The organism is Phocaeicola fibrisolvens, from assembly GCF_025567125.1.
Classification (GTDB): domain Bacteria; phylum Bacteroidota; class Bacteroidia; order Bacteroidales; family Bacteroidaceae; genus Phocaeicola; species Phocaeicola fibrisolvens.
In genome coordinates this window covers 70,722-89,962 of record NZ_JAOQJI010000008.1, presented here as the reverse complement: position 1 = coordinate 89,962, position 19,241 = coordinate 70,722, and the positions used below count along the sequence as shown (strand labels likewise).

Below are 19,241 nucleotides of genomic sequence, written 5' to 3'. Positions count from 1 at the left end.
AAGATACCCATCTTTTAGGGAAGAGACAAGACAGCTCAAAATTTTTAAAGAAAAATTTCCTTACCTTTACAGCGCAAAACAAGATAGCAATATGACATCACACGAGCTCAACCAATTTTTCCGTCCCCTCAATTCACACATGCAAATCGCCGACAGCGAATATGCCCAAACGGCTGTTTGCATTTCTATGGCCGATGCGTTGGCCCGCAACACCAATCATAGTCTGTACATCATCGACTATAACCGCAAAAATTTCCTTTATGTATCGTCTAACCCCCTGTTTCTCTGCGGCCGTTCACCGGAAGAAGTGCGACATAAGGGTTATGCCTTCTATTTTGAGGTGGTTCCACCTGACGAAATAAACCGTCTGATGGAAATCAACGAGGCCGGATTCCGGTTTTACTATGACCAGCCGGTAGAAAAAAGACTTGACTTGTCCATTGAGTATAACTTTCATATCTGTTCCTCAGAAAGACATTCGCATCTTATCCACCACAAATTGACCCCCATCTTGCTGAGTGACAAAGGGGATATATGGCTGGCTCTATGTACCGTTTCACTTTCACCGGAGAAGAACATCGGAGATGTAGTTATTTCAGACCATACATGTACTGACCGGTATATCTATTCGTTCGAGGGCAGACGATGGAAAAAACAGCCCAGGCTGATTCTTTCCGACCGTGAAAGGGAGATTCTCCAGCTCTCCGTCAAAGGACTGTCGAACACGGAAATAGGAGAAACTCTCTTTATTGATACCAATACCATCAAGTTTCACAAGAAGAAACTCTTTGAGAAACTACACGCAGAAAACATCACTGAGGCCGTGGGCATCGCAGCCAATCTGAGGCTGATTTAGAAACACAATGTAGAACTTCGGTAAAGTAGCTACAGGTGGATGTGAGGTGATGTATTCCTCCATTTTCTTCCGTCCAAGTTCGATTACCTTCTCATCGTCACATCTGTTCATCTTTTCTTTATCAATATAGGCAATATGCCAGAAACCAAGATAACCGATGACATACCTTTCAATGGTAGCTTCTATCGGTTCGTCCGGACGCTTCATGGATTGAAGGGAGTTGTGGACATCCTTGTCGATGATGCCCACAACTGCCCATGAGAGATTTATATAAGAAATTGATGCAGTCATAAATTACATACGGTTTTTCTGGCTGTCTCCGGCTCCGGTTCCCTTATATTTGCTCTTCGTAGCATTGAACTTGTATCGTATGGTCATACCAAAACTGCGGCGCGACTCTGGAGCAAGTATGGTAAGGCGGTTACCGCTGTACACCAGTATGTCTGAAGATGAGGTATTGAAGAGGTCGTTAGCCTGCAGTTGGACTGACAATTTTCCACCCCAAAATCCTTTATATAAGGATAGATTTACTGAACTTCCCGGCTCAATGATACGGCAGCTGCTGTCTTCTCCTCGTGTGGAAGTCTCCAAATCTATGTTCAGCTGAAAATCCTTGGGAAAACTAAATGTATTGCCCCACTTGAAGAATGCGATAGGATTATTGAGTTTTTTTGGCCCGTCCGGTGTGTCCATCACAAACCATTGCTGGCTGTACATGGCTGTGAATTGTGGCGACCATATACCAATTGTCGGCGATACAGATAAAGTGGCATTCAGTTTGTCCACCTTTGGAACATTGGTATACGTGAACAGAGAAATGGAAGGATCTGCATCCGAATAGGATTTGCTTATCTGTATCTGCATATCCTTAATACGGCTGTAATTCAGGTTGAAATACAACCATTTCCAGGATGTATTGAGCGACAGGGTATTCTGTATCGAAGAACACAGAAGCGGATTCCCTCTCTCATATGTATATTTATTGCCATAGATTACTGCACTTGACAACCTGTTGTAGCTAGGTCGTTCTATATTACCTGAATAACTTATCATTAGTTGGGTCTTACCTATAGGATATGACAGGGATATGGAAGGAAATACATTATCATATCTACGGCTTTGCTCATCCATCCTTTTCCCGAACTCATAGTAATCGGAGTTCAGATGCTCATACCTCACACCCGCCTCTGCTTGTAGTTGACCGAAGCTGTGTGCGTACATGGCAAAGGCAGATACGGCGTTTTCTTTGATTTTGTTTTCGTTGTCAGATATCACATGCTCATCGTTTACGTAGCTGTCTGTGCGGTTACTGTAGGTATATTCACCGCCTATGGAGAAACTGCCACCCCATAACGGATGATCAACAATCAGTTTGGCTGCATAAAGTTCATTCTGACTGTTACTCTGCGTATGGACAATGCTGTTTACTTCCGTCTTGTCCGATTGCCTGACATATTCATCTGTCACAATGGGATTATTATTGTCCAACCACATTCCGTCTATATTCAAATCAACATTCCAGTCATTAAAACTACCGTTATAATAAGCATTTACCGTATGCTTATTATTTGTTGTGACTGAATGTGTGTGACTCTTACTTTCTTCTTCCAGGGTATTATCTACATGAATCGAAGTATTCATGTTCAACTGCATCTCAATCAGAGGGCTTCTGTCAAAGTCATACCTTACTCCCATTACCTGATTTTCGTTAAACTGATAATTCAATGAAAGCATGGCTGCAATGTTCTGGGTATGAAACGGACTTTTCATATCCGAATTTTGTGTCCATACTTTATCCAGACAGGTTTTCTGTGTCAGCATCTTGTTCTCTTCAAACTTGTTGTCCCTGCCGAATAACATTCCTCCGAGGTCGAATCCTCCCTTACGGTAATTGAAATTGAACTGGTCGAGCAGGGCAAGGTCATACTAGTATCCCAAGTATGCACGGTTGCTGAAGCCGAATCCTTCCCCCTGTAGCTTTTTGGTTATAATCCGTACAACCGCTTTTACCGAAGCATCGTATCGGGCACCGGGATTACGGAGTACCTCTACACTCTTTATATTGTCGGACGACAGTTGGTCAAGTTCCGAGCTGTTTCTCATTTTTCTTCCGTTGATGTAGATTTCCGCGGCTCCGCTTCCAAATACATTCACTGAGCCGTCTTCAGCCGACAAGCCTGGTATTTTGTCAAGCAGGTCATTGCCTGTTCCGGCTTTTTCCAGCACACTCCCTGTTACGGTCGTCACCATGGCATTCCCTTTTACACGTGTTTTCGGAAAATCGGCCTTCACTACGACTTCTCCCAACTGCTGTGCATCCGCTACGAGCTGAACAGTACCGAGATTGGCCGGAGCTATCGGTTTATACACCGTCTTATATCCAATGGTGGATATTTTTAGAATTTGTTTTTTCGATGTGGCTTCCAGCTTAAAGGAACCGTCCTCCCCGCTGATGGTCCCACTCACAAACACCGAATCCGGCAACGACAATAGTACCACGTTGGCGTAGGGTAACGGCTGGCTGTTCTCATCCATCAATCTTCCACTTACGGTTTGTGCTGATAAACTTACAGGCAATACAACACCTATAAGCAGGTACAAGAATCTTTTCATTTTCTTCATTGCATAGTAGCTTTTTAATTTCTGCTGCAAAGTTCCATACTTCGCGAGACTTTTCCACTACCCTGTAGGGTAGTTTCAAGAATAGGAAGAAAAACCATATCCTTTGTACATGAAATAAAATTCATTACATTTGTAGAAACATCCCCCTCCATATATCTCCATAATGTATGGGTAGGTAAATTCAAGCCAATGATGAAAAAGAATTATCCGATAGGCATACAAAGTTTTGAAGAAATCCGCAAAGGAAACTACTGCTACATCGACAAGACCGCATTGGTTTACAAGCTTGACGAGAGTGGTAAATATTATTTTCTCAGCCGTCCCAGGCGGTTCGGAAAGAGTTTGCTTATTTCCACGCTGGAAGCCTATTTTCAAGGGAGAAAAGAACTGTTTGAAGGACTTTCCATGGGAAAGCTGGAAAAAGAATGGACTGAATATCCTATTCTGCATCTGGATCTGAACGCTCAAAAATATGATACGCCAGACAGCTTGTATGACATGCTCAATGATATGCTATGTGGTTGGGAATCAAGATATGGCACCCGTCCCAGTGAAACCAGCCTATCCCTGCGTTTTCAAGGTATCATCCAGCGGGCGGCCGAAAAGACAGGACGTAACGTGGTTATCCTTAATCGATGAATACGACAAACCCATGCTTCAGGTCATCGGCAACGAGGAACTGATGACTGACTACCGCAATACCTTGAAGGCCTTTTATGGAGTAATGAAAAGCTGCGACAAGTATATCAAGTTTGCCTTGCTCACCGGAGTAACCAAATTCTGCAAGGTAAGCGTATTCAGCGACCTGAACAACCTGATGGACATTTCCATGAATAACCGTTTCGCCAGTCTGTGCGGTATCACGGAGGAAGAATTATACCGTGACTTCAAGGAGGATATCATCGAACTGGGTGAAAAGAACGGCATGACGGAGAAAGAGACCAAGGCCACGCTCAAGGAAATGTACGACGGATATCACTTCACCGAAAAAAGTGAAGACATCTACAACCCCTTCAGTCTGCTGAATACCTTTGCCCAAATGAGGTTTGGAAGCTACTGGTTCGAAACGGGAACACCTACCTTCCTGGTCGAGTTGCTCAAACACAGTCGCTATAACCTGTATCGCTTCACTGAAGAAATGGCAGATGCCGACTCTCTGGAAGGTATAGATACGATGCACACCAACCCTGTACCCATCCTGTACCAAAGCGGATATCTCACCATCAAGGGATACGACAAAGAGTTTCGGGCATATTATCTGGGATTCCCCAACAAAGAGGTGGAAGAAGGATTCACGAGGTTCCTCTCCGAAATCAGTTGGTAATCAATATCCAAGGGAAACAAGGACCTTCATACGGTGAAGTAGTCTGCGGCTCACTGTCAAACGATTCAGGCAATTTCTTTTCCCTTTTTTTCTCCCAAACTTTCCAACGGTCAATCTCCCGGATGAGCCGCGTCACCGCCTGCGCACAGTTTTCCGGATAAGTGAGAATCTGCACGAACCATAGTTTCTGACACTGCACGTACTTGGCATAAAAGCGATGCCCTGCCACCTCCCGGTTTTCCAAATGAAGCGGTCCTGAAAGGATAAAGCAATCACCCTCCTCACGTTGATAAGTGGCATGAAGTTCCCGGGCAAAACGAGACATTCCCTGCGCCACTGTCAGGCTGTCCAGATTGGGAAGCACAAACGCAGTCTGTACAATCTGCTCCACATTCCAAAAACGGAACTGGCAATATCCTTTTTCTTTCACCTGCGGATTGGAAACTTGCTCGAAAAAGGACGGATAATGTATCACATACCCATAAAAAGGGTCCCGATAGGTATTCATCCGCGTGGTACGCATCACCTTTTCCAGTTTCTCGGGAAGCGGAGTTTCGTCTTTCTCCTTTTTCTGCGTGATAAAAAGAGAGCCTGCCACAAGAGCCAACACAAACAGAATCAAAAAACGACGCATTCCTACATAATGCACATTTCCCTTCATATTCCACTTCAATCTATTTTTTAACTTCAATCACAAAACTACATTCCGTAGCCTATAACGACCAAAAAACTTTACTGACATCTTCCTGACATTTCAGCTGACAGACCAGCTTATATCATATTCTTTTACTTTGCACACCATCTACCTTTCAAACTGATTAAATATCACCAGATTTCCAAACAGTTTATTTATCTTTGCGATTACGTATGAAGAACAATACTAAATATTATGAGAAAACGACTGCTTATTTTAGGAATGATGTGGATAATCGTACTGTCGGTTTCAGCATCATCCGGGAAACAATTATTCAATGAGGGATGGAGATTTTGGTTAGGTGATACCCTAATCGCCAAAAATGAAACCTTCGATGATGCTTCATGGAAGAAACTGGTACTGCCACACGACTGGAGCATCGAACAAAAATTCGACAAAGAGGCTCCGGCAGGAAACGACGGCGGCTATCTGCCTACCGGAACCGGCTGGTACCGAAAAACGTTCAATGTACCTAAAGAAGCCAATGGAAAGAAACTGCAACTCTATTTTGAAGGGGTGTACATGAATTCAGATGTATACGTCAACGGACAGCGTGCAGGCGGACATCCTTATGGCTATTCTTCTTTCTTTGTCGATATCACCCCTTATGTGAAAACCGGAAAGAATATCCTTGCGGTACGTGTCGACAATTCAAAACAGAAAAACTGCCGATGGTACACCGGATCGGGCATTTACAGGAACGTCTGGTGGATAGAAAAAAATCCAGTCCATGTAGCCGACTGGGGCATCCAGATTCAGACACCCGACTTGCAGACAGCCATAGTAAAGACGGAAATTGTGAATGAAAGTGCAGAGCGCAAAACAGTCGAGGTTTCCATGGAAATAGCCGGACAAGTCAAGAAGAGCACTTATGACCTGCAACCCCAAGCACACATCACGGCCGAACAACGCTTCCAGGTTCCGGAAGCCAAAGCCTGGAGTCCCGAATCCCCGAACCTGTATACCGCACAAGTCACAGTAGCCGAGCAAGGGAACACCCTGGACCGTGCAGACGAAACTTTCGGCTTCCGCACAATAACCTATTCAGCCGAAAAAGGCCTTCTTCTGAATGGAAAATCCATCTTGCTGAACGGCGGATGCCTGCATCACGACAACGGCATACTGGGAACAGCCGCATACGACCGCGCAGAATTCCGGAAGGCAGAACTGATGAAACAGGCAGGATTCAATGCCGTACGTACTTCCCACAATGTACCTTCGGAGGCTTTCCTCCATGCTTGTGACCAAGTGGGATTGCTGGTCATCGATGAAGCATTCGACGGATGGCGTGAGGCAAAGAATACCTATGATTATCACACCTTGTTCGACGAATGGTGGGAACGCGATTTAAAAGCAATGATTCTCCGGGACCGCAACCATCCCAGTATCTTCTGTTGGAGTATCGGTAATGAGGTCATTGAACGCAAAAAGATAGAGATTGTGACTACCGCCCGCAAACTGGCTGCGCTTTGCCGGAAACTGGACCCTACCCGTCCGGTCACGTCCGCACTCGCGGCCTGGGACAGTGACTGGGAAATCTACGACCCGTTGGCTGAAGCCCACGACATTGTGGGTTACAACTATATGATACACAAGGCAGAAAGTGACCACCTGCGTGCTCCTTCCCGAGTAATGGTACAGACAGAATCATTTCCGAACGATGCATGGAGAAATTTCCGAACCGTAAAAGACCATCCATACGTCATCGGCGATTTTGTGTGGACAGCCATGGATTATATCGGTGAATCCGGCATCGGACGCTGGTACTACGATGGTGACCTGCCTGGCGAACACTATCATCGCCCGCTCTATCCATGGCATGCCTCCTATTGCGGAGACATTGATCTGACCGGCCAACGCAAACCCATCAGCCATTACCGTTCCATGCTCTGGAATGAAAACGGGAAGGAACATCTATACATTGCCGTCAAAGAACCCGACGGATACAAAGGCAAGATACGGACTACCTCCTGGTCTACCTGGCCCACATTTGAATGTTGGAACTGGCCCGGCCATGAGAACAAACCCATTGAAGTGGAAGTCTATTCCCATTACCCCACAGTCCGCCTTTATCTGGACAACCAACTGATAGCAGAAAAGTCCGTCAACGAAATGAAAGCCATCTTCTCACTGCCTTACAAAGCGGGAGTGCTGAAAGCAGAAGGTCTACGCGACGGAAAAGTAATGGAAACCACCACTTTGTCTACCGCCGGTGCTCCAGTCTCTCTTCGTCTGACAGCAGACAGAGAGGTACTGCATGCCGACGGACAAGACCTCTCCTTCCTGGTAATAGAAGCAATCGATGAAGCCGGTCATATAGTCCCAATAGCCGATAACCTTCTGTCTGTTTCCGTACAAGGAGCAGGCACTTTGCAAGCCTTAGGCAACGCAGACATCAAAGACGTAGACCCCACTTTCGACCAGACACATCATTTATGGAAAGGCCGTGCACTGGCCGTCATACGTTCCAACGGCAAAAAAGGCCAGGCCGTTGTCCGAATCAAAGCCAAGGGGATGAACAAAGGTGCAGAAGTCGTGCAGACTCTCCGTCTCAAGTTTAAATAATAATCCATTTATATTCCCACCGCTTCCAGTGATTTACATTCTTGCATAAAGCCACTGGAAGCAGCTTTTTAAACTGACATTATTGATTATTATAAGAAATACGAAGAAAATTTCTTAACTTTTTACCTTAGAGGGTATTTTAAAACTATAAACTATCAAAAAAATCGCGTTGTATATTTGAAGGTTTTACTATATTTGTACCAATAAATCAAATAATCGTGTAAACAATATGAAAAAAGTTTTTGTAGTAGCAGCAATGGCCTTCCTGGCAATGGGAGTTCACGCACAAAATTTGGTAAAGAATGGAAACTTCGACACTCCGTTGAATAATGAAAAGACTTATGCATCCATTCCTTCTACAGAAGACTGGTTTGCATTTGACAAGACTAACGGTGCCACAACTATCAGTCCGGTTACCGATGACGAAAAGCACGGAAACGCTGTACAGATTGAAAATACAACCGACAACTCTTGGTACAAAGCTTATCTGGGACAGCGCATCAAAGGTGCAGAGAAAGCAGTCTATACACTTTCTTTCGACATGAAAGCACTGACAGACAATGCACAGGTACGTTTCTTCATCCGTGATGCCAAGACTGAAAACCTGTTCATCATGCGTGAAGGTTTCGACATCAATGACGAATCTACCAAGAACCAGTCGGCAGCAGCTTTCAGCCGCATCATCAAAAAGGCAGGCAGATGGTCAAAAGTATCAGCCACTTTCGACTTCTCAAAAACCGTCAATGCATTTGCCAGCATCAAGGGTGTAGAAGACAAAGGCGGTACAGTGACTGAAGCTCCCGTATCCGACAGCACACTGGGCGATTTCGTAATTGTCATCCAGCTTCAGACAAAAGACTCCAAAGCATTGATTGACAATGTATCACTGACAAAGAAATAAGTATTACCCCATAAGAACAGCAGAAATCCTCCGGGAAATGTCTTTTTGATGTTCCCGGAGGATTTTTTTATTCCTCCCTGCATTTTCTTTCAAACATCAAGGAGATTTCTCTGTTCCACACTGTGGGATACAAAAACCACAGTGTGGGATATATATTTCACACTGTGAAATACAAATCCCATACTATGAAATACAGAAAATAACATAAGAAAAGAAACTAATCACAAGGGGAGTTATAAAAATGTGCCCAATCCTATCATTTTTGTGGAAAAACAGAAATAGCTGTACCATTACATTTGCGCATATAAAAAACAATCCATATTTTTGTAAGAGAATCAACTGAAAGCAAACCATTCATTTATACACGAAAATACATGAATACGACATTATTGCTTCTGGGAATCGGGACCCAGGAATTATTGTTCATCGCACTGATCATCCTGCTGTTATTCGGCGGGAAGAAAATTCCCGAACTGATGAAAGGCCTTGGAAAAGGAGTGAAAAACTTTAAGGATGGCATGAACGGAATGGATGAGGACCCGAAAGACACCAACGAAAAGAAAGAAGAAGTCGCATCCAACGAGAAAAAGGAGAAATAACAGCTGTGAAACCAACCCAACCCACAGAGATGACCTTTTGGGACCATCTGGATGTACTGCGCAAGACGATTATCCATATTGCATGCGCCGTTGTCCTACTCATGCTACTGGCCTTCTGTTTCAAAGACGAACTTTTTGACGTGATTCTTGCTCCCAAAGAAAGTAATTTCTGCACGTATCGCTTCTTCGCATGGATCGGGCAGGTACTTCATATCCCCGGACTGGAAGTAGAGAACTTACCGGTAAAGCTCATCAACACCCAGCTCTCCGGACAATTTCTAACACACATGAGTGTGTCATTCTATGCCGGCATCTTACTGGCATCTCCTTATATTCTTTACCAACTGTTTCATTTTATCTCGCCGGCATTATATCAGAATGAAAAGAAATATTCCCGTCGGCTGGTATTCTGGGGTTACCTGCTGTTTCTGACAGGAGTGCTGTTCAGCTATTTTCTGATTTTCCCCTTCACGTTCCGTTTCCTGTCCAGCTACCAGGTGAGTCAGGAAGTGGAAAACACCATCCTGCTCAGTTCTTACATCGACACGCTGAACATGCTGAGCCTGATGATGGGCATCACATTCGAGATACCCATTCTGACATGGCTACTGGCCCGATTCGGCATTCTTTCTGCCGACTTCATGGCACGATACAGAAAACACGCCTGGGTGGTCGCAATGATTATAGCTGCCATCATCACTCCTACCTCAGACGTGTTTACCATGCTGATTGTCACATTCCCTATTGTTATTTTATACGAAGTCAGCATCTTCGTCGTACGTCGTACGGTCAGAAGGGTAAGAAACTGACTGCCTGACCGCCTCCATTCGCCATGCTGATTTTTAGGGTATCTTGTGAGGTGACTATCCGTTCTTCCAAACGATAAGCAACCGGATTAGTCTCCCAATCTGTATCTTCTCCATCTGCATAAATCCGTGCCTGATATTTCCGCCCATTTTCCAAAAAAGTCAACGGTACCTCTATCGTTCTGCCTTCCTCGTTGGTGGCAGCCCCCAAGAAAAAACGTTCACCTGCTTTCCGAGCAATAACTACATATTCACCAGGCTCACCAGCCAGTGCTTTCGACCAGTCACAATCTGGATCAAAATCACGGAAAAACTGGAATGCCGGATGTCCTTCATAATTTTCAATCATATCTGAAGCCATCTGCAAAGGAGAATACAAGATAACCCATCCAGCAATTTGCTTAGCCAGCGTGGTATTCACCCGACAATCTTTACTATCCTTCATGTTCCATTGCTTCCGAAACGGTGAAGCCTTAGCTCGTTCGTAAGTAATGTCAAAGATTCCAGGAGTATAATCCATCGGACCAGCCAATAAACGAGTAAAAGGTAACAACACATGATGGGAAGGCGGATTTCCCTCACTCCAAGCATTCCACTCCATCCCTCTAGCTCCCTCACGAGTCATCATATTAGGGAAAGTGCGACGTATGCCCGTATCCTTTATAGGTTCATGTACGTCAAGAACTGTATGATACTTGGCAGCCGTTTCCACTACTTTACGATAATGCCTTACACTAAACTGTCCATGATGATTATATCCCATGGGAAGTCCTCCGGCATACCCTGTTTTTACTACATGAATACCTAGGTCAGCATACCATTTATAAGCCTCATCCAACTGACGCTCATAATTTAATATATTTCCTCCTGTTTCGTGGTGACCGATAATTTCCACTCCCTTTTCTTTGGCATAACGTGCAATATCCAATATATCAAAGTCATCATATGGCTGGGTATAATCAAAGTACTGCGAACCGCCCCAGTTTTCCCATCCTTGATTCCAACCTTCAAAAACTACGGCATCAATATGGTTCTTTGCTGCAAAATCAATATAACGTTTGGCATTGGCCGTTGTGGCCCCATGTCGTTCATCATTCTGCCAGCTTTCTACTCCCAAATGCATACCCCACCAAATTCCAATGTATTTCATTGGACGAATCCAATCGGTCGTTGCTAGCTTGCAAGGTTCATTCAAATTCAAAATCAACGAAGAATTAATCAGTCCTATTGCTTCCGGAGCAATCTGTATAGTACGCCATGGCGTATGAAACCGACCTCCTGCCATGCGAGCTTTCACACCATCTGGCCAAGGAGCCAATTCCGCCTTAAACTTACAACCTCCCATCGATTTCAAAGTCATCTCAGGAAAATCTGTCAAAGCCGCTTCATGAATACTGGCATATACCTTACCTGATTTGAACGTCATAGGAGTATTAGCTGTTTCTATTTCACTAATCGGTAATGTACGATACAATAATTCATACGTTTCAAAACTAGCTGGAATAGACCAAGAAAGTCCATTTTGGACTATATTGAACTCTGTCAGTTCATCCATCACAAACACACTGTCCACATTATGTATATCATATTCATACCTGAATCCTATCCCGTCATCAAACACTCTGAAACGCAAAGTCAAATCCACTCGAGCACCATCAGACAGATGCACAGCCATCTCGTTATACTTGTTCCTGATGTTCTTATTTTCTCCCCAAGGTTGCTTCCACACTTCATCCTCTGAGCTAAAATCCACATGTGCAACGGCTAAACTGCGAGATAAAGGCAAACCGTTCTTTTCTACCAAGCCCAAAGCCGAAGGAGCAATAAACAGTGAATCATCCACACTAATTGAATATGATAACTGACTATATCCATCAAGTGTAAAAGTAAGCCTAATATGTCCATCTGGAGAAGAAACAACTGCACAATAACCATTACATCCCCATATTACACATATCAAAAAGACAAAAATTATTTTTAAAATTCTCATAAATAAGCGCTTACGGAATACAAAAAGCGGCTAAAATGATTGCCACAGAACAAGAAATTCCACGTAATCATTTTACCGCTTTTCAATGTAATTTATATTTTATTCCTCTTCACTGTAAAGACACATGTCTGTCAACTGAATTAGGCCTAATTCAGAATTAACTGTTCCTTTATATTTCACATATCTAGCTTGTGTAGGAACCATAAACCTAATATAGTGGCTATAGTTTCCATCTGCCTCTAAAGTTCCCAAAGAAGTCCATTGCACTTTATCAACAGATACTTGAATTTCTGTTTTTACAGGAGAATAGAAGAAGGTCCGTCCTGTATACCAATCATATTTATATAAGAAACTAGTCTTTATTCCAACTAGATTATAAACATTCTTCATATCCAGCACTATTTCTCCCACATTATTTTCCACTTCTGGGAAACTAACACTACTATAATATGAATCGTTATCTATTAAGTTTAAACCATCTCCTGACCAACCGTCTCCTAATTCAACACTCCAATTACTTCTATCGAGTTTCCCCTGAAGAATACTATTTACAAGTTCCAAGATAGATGATGTTTTAACCACATGTATATTAATAGTCGCATTATCACCCTCTAAGGTAGCTAAATTCGTAGTACCCAATTCTCCTTTTAAGACAATATCAAAATTCTCATCTTCCGCTGTTGTTTTCATAAAATCATTTGTTATTGTCCAATTTATTTCTTCTGATTCCTTACTGCCAACAGGAATTGTTACAGAAGATGGCGTAAAGACAGCAGAACTTTTAAACTCATCAGAAATACCTTCCGTTGTAAAATTTATAACCAAATCTTCTTTAGCAGGCTTATCCAATTGCAATTTAAAAGAATAAGAGATAGGATCTCCCATAATATCATTATTCAAATAAATTCTTTTCATTTGAATTGAATTACCTTCATTACCAGCCATCACAATATGAGACTGATATTGTTCTTTCTCAATGATCAATCGCCCCTTAGCTGATTCAGTATTCAAATTCAGCCCTTCTGCATCTGTAATTTCAAGACCAAGTTCATAAGTTTGAGCAGAAAGATTATCTTCAATAAATGAAATATCATCATCTTTAAGTCCAATCGTCACATCTCCAGAAGCAAATCCAGCAGGAATAGTCAACAGATCTGTACTCAACGCTATTTTATCTTGTGGAATATTTACCAGCACAGGAGCAACTTTCATAGAAACCTCTTCGGGAGAAGGAGTAGCTAAAGAAATCTTCCATGTTTTTTGCAAAGGTGTACTAAAAATCAGTTTTCCATTCTCATCATAAGTTCCAGTGACTTTAACGTCAGAATTACCTTCACAATTAATTTGTATCGGATTCTCTGGATATTTCACTAAGTTAAGTGTCTCATCTTCTTGGCAAGAAAAATTTAAACCCGCCAAGCATATAAAAGAGCAAACTAAAGTTATTCTAAATGTAAAATGTTTCATAGCGTAATTTATATTGAGGAATATAATGGTATGCAATTACTCTAGTCACCACATACCATTATATGTTATTAAATTATTATCACATATCGGTTGGCCATGAATAAGGAGTTGGATCATCCTTCTTATAAAATATGGTAGGATCCTTCAATGATGAGCCATAAAGAGTAGAAGCCCCACTCAAACGTGAAAATATCATACCATAATTCTCTGGACTCGGAGCAAATCCCATAAACCAGCCGTAACCTTCGCTTATTAACCTTTGAGCGGAACTCGATGTCAACGACCCTCCTATACCTAAATTAAATTCCAAAGCCATACCTGCACACTTCTTATTTGTCATATTACCTATCGGATAAGCTGAACCTCCATAGTTAGGAACAATGATATCAAGCCATTCATCTACATCAACTCCATTTACTTCTGAAACACCATACATATTTCCATAAGCAAACACAGTTACTAATTTATCGGGCATAGCTAATTTTGTTTCATAACAAAGTCGAGCAGCAGCACTTGTTCCAGGACTCTCAAAAGCTGGGTTATTCAAATCTGGATATGTTGAATATTCATCATCATAATTAATGCCATCCAAGTTATACGCTTTACAATATTGTGCCACTTCACGAGCAAAATCTTTAGCTCCTTGCTCAGATAACTGTGCCAATCCAGCCATATCATGATTTCCAAGTAAACCCAACAAAACTTTTACACCTCTTTTACGTAAAGGCTGCAAAAAAGTTTCATTATTATCCAACAGATATTGCACATTAGGATTACATTTCACAAAAGGACGCCCAGCATCACTATCATAGTTGATATTTGCAGCAAAAAGAACGACAACATCCCAAAGCAATTTCCCATTTTCCAGTTCAAACGAAAAAGCATTCAATGGATTCACTCCATTTACCTCAAAAAACAAATATCCTTTTACCGCATCTTCACCTTTATATGCATCCGAGGCATTTCGCATATCTTTTACCAAATACATACAATGTGTAGATTGAGAATCCGTAGCAGATATATCTTCACTCGGTTCGGATATAGCTACAGGAATCGCATAAGTCTTACCCTCCAAAACTTCAGTTCCACCAGAAATTGTCATGCCAACCTCTGCAGTCTTTGCTCCTGAAACAAATTTCAATATTCCTCCGTCAGCAAAAGAGACCAATTCCTGCGGATATAATTCAAAATCCGTTTGATGATCTTCGTTATAAGTCTTTAAATAATCAGCATCAATCACAACCTTTGCAGAAGTTGTACTTGTAGCGGCTTTACTCAATCCCATTTTTACAGAAGTGTCATAACTCTCTTCATAAAGTTCTATCACAGGAGAAGATAGATTTTGTTTCACATCACGCAAATAAGCATGATTCTCATAAATTCCAGCATAAGCCGATTCATCTATCGCCTTGCCTACCTCCAAATCTTCGGCACAAGAGGACGTCAAAAACATTACGCCCATACAAAATGCTGTAACTCCTAAAAATGAATTCAAATATTTAGTTTTCATAATGGTAGATTTTCATTAGTTATCAGATTGTTATTTTTCCGGCAATTCCACATTTACCCAAGCAGGCTCTCCACTTCCTGTAATATCATTTCCATGTCCAGTATAATCATGAATTACACTACCTGTCCCTTCATTAAATCTCCAATAAGCAATTAATCCTTCAGACTTCGGATCCACATAATATGCGCTATTAGCAATTTCATCCGCACTTCTTTGCTTACTCCAAATTCTAAGTTCCGAAATCTCTCCTGGTAACCAACGAGTACTATCATAAGAATAACCCACATAACAACCTCTAGAAAGATTTACAGAAGAAGAAGCTGCATTATCTGACGCAACCAAGACTCCATTCTGATAATATAAGCGTTCTCTTGTTGTTGCATCATAAACAATAGCAATATGAACCCATTCATTGGTTGGAAGCCCTGGAGCTACATTAGGATTTGGGAAATTGCCTCCAGGAGCAACTAACTGTAATTGATTTCTCGGACGGTCTGCATCACCAATTCTGACTAAGAATGTTCCTTCAATACCAAAAACGGAACTCAATGCATTATCACGACCATCTTCCCAGTCACTGGCACGCACCAATGCTTCCACTGTAATCGTAGACAATGAACTAACATCAATTGACCAGTTTATCGGAAAATAAATCTTACGAATATTAGCCACTACATTTATCAACGCTGCTCCCTTAAATACATAAAATACCGTACGTTTACTTTGCAATATATCGATATTACTAGCCGTACTAATCGTCACAGGTAATACATAACGATGTTCCGAATCCAACTCATTCGTATTTTTAAAATTAATTACCACGCTTTCTCCTGTCACATCACCAGCCTTAATGGTTGCTGTCTTTTGAGGTATCTCATAATATTTCTCATCCAAAGCTATTGCATTGTCATTGTAACTCAAATTATAAGCTGCAGTCATAGATGGTACGGCTTCGAACGACATCTGAACGTCATTGGATATAGGAGAAGCTATCCGGTAATCAATCTTTCTAGTAGATTCAACAACATCATCTTTAATTAACAAGTCACTACATATAGCATCAGACGTAATATACAAATGATTTGTATAGTGATGTTCCTCATCAATGTTATTTGACTGGCATCCCCAAAACATGGCTACCAGTGACAATAAAAAACTATATCTTAACAATTTCATAATTCATTATTATTTATTAGGATTCATAATCTGAATAGCTTCTCGAATATGCTGATAAACAAAAGCATTATCATAATAATCGTTATGGGCATTCTGGATATACACTCCTTTTCGAACAAAATCTGTAGAGTTAGCAGCCACCCATTGTGCAGCACCATAAGTGGCCAACGTTTTTCCCCCATTGGCATCAATAGTACTCCAATAACCATAAGTCTGTTCTTTATCTTCTGGACGTGGAGTTTCCACACAAGCAACAAAACGATCTGCCGGAACCGGATTAATTGCCCCTTCTTGTCCTGCCACAGCATCCATTCCAGCCTGCACTGCAAGATAAGCTTTCACACTCAAATCATCGGCATTTGTTGAACCTAAACTCTTCAATATAATATAATTGAAGTTAGAAAGCATATTCATGTTTTCAGGAACTAAATATTGCACATTTCCATACAACAATAAAGATTTCCCTTCATTCTTTTGCTTCCATTCTATAATGCGATTAAAAAAGTTCTGCTGACGTGCATTGTATTCAGCCAAAACACTTTCTGTCATACTCACTAAAGAACGTCCGGTATATTCAACTATAATACCATCATAATGGTATTTTTCACAAAGTTCCAGAGCCTTATCTGTACAATCACCCAAGTATTTTAACGCATCTTCTTCTGTTAAAGATTCTCCACCTTCCTCTTTTAATTTAGCAGTCCATGCTGTCTCAAATGCATCATGACTAATCGTATACAAGGTTTTAGTACCTTTATCATTCTTGATTTGCTCCATCTCAAGCATAATTTCTTCATTCAAATTATCCGGATTATTCAAATTAATAAAATCAATGCTATCAGGCAAAGTTGTCAGATGTTCAGCTTGCTTACTTGGATTGTTCCCTGGATTATCAAACGATACAATCATCACTTTATGTTCACTAGCCTTATAATTTTTCAAATCCAGTAAGTAATCTTGGTAAAGTTGTGAATTTTGCTCTTCCAATGAAGAACTATGCAAAGTCAGACTTTCCGGCTCAGTCCAATCAGTACACGCTGGCAAAGAAAGAACTGAGGTATATAATACAGCTCCAAACAGCCTATTAATTAATTTCGTTTTCATATAACATTGTATTTAATTGTTAACATTATTTTTTACATGCCCACCAAACATCTGTAGACATATTATCGGGCCCTTTCAAATAATTAGCAACCGCATAATTTACATTTTCTAAATTACTTGTGTACTCCTCATTGGGATATGGCATACGACGTGCACCCCTCTGAGAATCTACTATACCCCCGCTCTTATTACCCTCATCGGTTGCCGGAATCAAATGAGGATATCCAGTTCGGCGATAATCAGCCCAAGCTTCATTACCCAGCATCCAATTAGCAATCCATTTTTGAATAATAATACGTTCCTGCTTTTCTTCCTTTGTTGCTTTTTCATCCCATTTTACAGTAATAGTAGACAATTTCGTATTATAATTTTGTCCAGCAAACGGATCAACATAAGTGGCTGGGATGCGAGTGCTATTAGAAAGATATTCATCAACCCCATCAGCTTTCCATTGTTCAAAGGACAAACGAATACCTTGATTATAAAACTCTTCTGCACTTCCTCCCATATTAAAGCCAAAAATCGCAATACCTTCAGCACGCAAGAAAGAAACTTCAGCCGCATTCATCCATAAAATAGGATCCGAAGCAGAAATCTTCACTGTAGAATAATCCACAAAATGATTTGCAATGGCATCCTTGGTAATATCGATTCCACGTCTTAAACCTACATATTCTCCATTACTAGCTAATTCAAAATAACTAGCACGACGATTGTCATTGTATCCATTCATGTAACAAATTATATCAGCTGCCGCATGCGTATCTCCACCACTAGTTTCTGCATTATATCGAAGCGCCGTAAATAACGAGTTAGTAATAGAGCCAAAATAATTCCAAGCTGCATTGTCTACATTTGCTGTAATTAATCCTGCTTCACTCGTTATACATGCCTCTGCTATTTCTTTTGCCTTAGTAGGATTAGCGTATGCTATACGCATAGCAAGACGTAGACGCAACGAGTTAGCAAATTTTAACCATTTCTCCACATCCCCACCATACACATAATCAGCAGTTGAAACCAGCAATGCACCTTTGTTCTCTAACAACACATTTATAGCATTATCCAATTCCTCAAAAAATTTATTATAGACCTCTTCCTGAGAGTCATAAGGAATAGTGATTTTACCATCAGAGCCAATCTTTGAGTAAGGAATCGGACCATAAGTATCTGTTACACGACTCATAGCTGCGACCTTAATAATTTGAGCTATAGCGTATGGCACCGGATTTCCAGTATTATTAGACACTATTTGAACCGAGTTTAAATTTCCATACAATACAGGAATTATCTTATCGCTGATTAAAAATACACGTGTCCAGTCATTCTTAGCATTGAAATTAGAAATTGTCTCTGAAAATCCCTTATTCGAATCTGCAAAATATCCCCCCATAGGGCCTCCTAATAAACAATCTGTAAACTGTGCCGTATTGACATCGGATGATACCACACAGCTAGCCAACTGAGTCATTGCTGATCCCAATGCATAATCATCATTTTCAAGACTTCCAGGCTGATAGGGATCTGAATTTATATCTAAATACTTGTCTGTACAGGAGATAGAAACAAGAATTAGAGAGCCTAATAAAAATTTATTTAATATTGTTTTTTTCATAATTCTTCATAT

15 protein-coding genes and 1 pseudogene are annotated in these 19,241 nt (G+C 41.3%); 6 read left to right on the top strand and 10 right to left on the bottom strand.

All coding sequences use genetic code 11. The features are described 5' to 3' along the window. Positions 1–91 precede the first annotated feature (91 nt). Complete coding sequence (locus OCV81_RS05375) at positions 92–856, top strand: helix-turn-helix transcriptional regulator (protein ID WP_148329041.1); 765 nt, start codon at positions 92–94, stop codon at positions 854–856. Here OCV81_RS05375 and OCV81_RS05370 read toward each other — a convergent pair. The 3 genes from OCV81_RS05370 to OCV81_RS05360 all read right to left on the bottom strand — a co-directional run bounded on the left by OCV81_RS05370 (position 797) and on the right by OCV81_RS05360 (position 3,478). Continuing rightward, on the bottom strand, positions 797–1,147 hold the full coding sequence (locus OCV81_RS05370; RefSeq protein WP_148329039.1) for a hypothetical protein: 351 nt from the start codon (positions 1,145–1,147) through the stop codon (positions 797–799). The two genes, OCV81_RS05375 and OCV81_RS05370, sit on opposite strands and share 60 nt — an antisense overlap. A gap of 3 nt (positions 1,148–1,150) precedes the next feature. Next, entirely contained in the window at positions 1,151–2,716 is a 1,566-nt protein-coding gene (locus OCV81_RS05365; protein WP_262640171.1) for an outer membrane beta-barrel family protein, read from the bottom strand. A 66-nt stretch (positions 2,717–2,782) separates the two neighbouring features. Then, positions 2,783–3,478 (bottom strand): carboxypeptidase-like regulatory domain-containing protein, encoded by a 696-nt coding sequence (locus OCV81_RS05360; RefSeq protein ID WP_262640170.1) that lies wholly within the window; start codon positions 3,476–3,478, stop codon positions 2,783–2,785. Positions 3,479–3,667: 189 nt separating this feature from the next. Between OCV81_RS05360 and OCV81_RS05355 the strand changes: the two are divergent. After that, positions 3,668–4,784: pseudogene (locus OCV81_RS05355) on the top strand (ATP-binding protein); the annotation flags it as partial. Positions 4,785–4,791: 7 nt separating this feature from the next. Here OCV81_RS05355 and OCV81_RS05350 read toward each other — a convergent pair. Next, positions 4,792–5,463, bottom strand: a complete 672-nt coding sequence (locus OCV81_RS05350; RefSeq protein WP_262640154.1) for a hypothetical protein — start codon at positions 5,461–5,463, stop codon at positions 4,792–4,794. A 228-nt stretch (positions 5,464–5,691) separates the two neighbouring features. Between OCV81_RS05350 and OCV81_RS05345 the strand changes: the two genes are divergently transcribed. The 4 genes from OCV81_RS05345 (at position 5,692) to tatC (ending at position 10,370) form a co-directional block, all read left to right on the top strand. Then, positions 5,692–8,061, top strand: coding sequence for a sugar-binding domain-containing protein (locus tag OCV81_RS05345; RefSeq protein ID WP_148329037.1), 2,370 nt, complete (start codon positions 5,692–5,694; stop codon positions 8,059–8,061). A gap of 229 nt (positions 8,062–8,290) precedes the next feature. Further along, positions 8,291–8,962, top strand: a complete 672-nt coding sequence (locus tag OCV81_RS05340; RefSeq protein ID WP_022353355.1) for a DUF4627 domain-containing protein — start codon at positions 8,291–8,293, stop codon at positions 8,960–8,962. Between the two features lie 374 nt (positions 8,963–9,336). Further along, positions 9,337–9,561: a Sec-independent protein translocase subunit TatA/TatB gene (locus tag OCV81_RS05335; RefSeq protein WP_022354096.1), complete on the top strand. Its 225-nt coding sequence runs from the start codon at positions 9,337–9,339 to the stop codon at positions 9,559–9,561. A 29-nt stretch (positions 9,562–9,590) separates the two neighbouring features. Next, positions 9,591–10,370 (top strand): twin-arginine translocase subunit TatC, encoded by a 780-nt coding sequence (tatC, locus tag OCV81_RS05330; protein ID WP_148329087.1) that lies wholly within the window; start codon positions 9,591–9,593, stop codon positions 10,368–10,370. On the opposite strand, the gene OCV81_RS05325 is transcribed toward tatC, so the two are convergent. The 6 genes from OCV81_RS05325 to OCV81_RS05300 form a co-directional block, all read right to left on the bottom strand. Beyond that, positions 10,351–12,357 carry a glycoside hydrolase family 97 protein gene (locus OCV81_RS05325; RefSeq protein WP_148329035.1) on the bottom strand — a complete coding sequence of 669 codons (2,007 nt, stop codon included), beginning with the start codon at positions 12,355–12,357 and terminating at the stop codon, positions 10,351–10,353. The genes tatC and OCV81_RS05325 overlap by 20 nt on opposite strands. A gap of 99 nt (positions 12,358–12,456) precedes the next feature. Beyond that, positions 12,457–13,824 carry a DUF4989 domain-containing protein gene (locus OCV81_RS05320; protein WP_148329032.1) on the bottom strand — a complete coding sequence of 456 codons (1,368 nt, stop codon included), beginning with the start codon at positions 13,822–13,824 and terminating at the stop codon, positions 12,457–12,459. Between the two features lie 79 nt (positions 13,825–13,903). Then, positions 13,904–15,334: a BT_3987 domain-containing protein gene (locus OCV81_RS05315; RefSeq protein ID WP_148329030.1), complete on the bottom strand. Its 1,431-nt coding sequence runs from the start codon at positions 15,332–15,334 to the stop codon at positions 13,904–13,906. Between the two features lie 30 nt (positions 15,335–15,364). After that, on the bottom strand, positions 15,365–16,510 hold the full coding sequence (locus OCV81_RS05310; RefSeq protein WP_148329028.1) for a DUF1735 and LamG domain-containing protein: 1,146 nt from the start codon (positions 16,508–16,510) through the stop codon (positions 15,365–15,367). A gap of 9 nt (positions 16,511–16,519) precedes the next feature. After that, complete coding sequence (locus tag OCV81_RS05305; RefSeq protein ID WP_148329026.1) at positions 16,520–17,614, bottom strand: glycoside hydrolase family 18; 1,095 nt, start codon at positions 17,612–17,614, stop codon at positions 16,520–16,522. A gap of 25 nt (positions 17,615–17,639) precedes the next feature. Next, complete coding sequence (locus OCV81_RS05300; protein WP_148329024.1) at positions 17,640–19,229, bottom strand: RagB/SusD family nutrient uptake outer membrane protein; 1,590 nt, start codon at positions 19,227–19,229, stop codon at positions 17,640–17,642. Between the last annotated feature and the right edge of the window lie 12 nt (positions 19,230–19,241).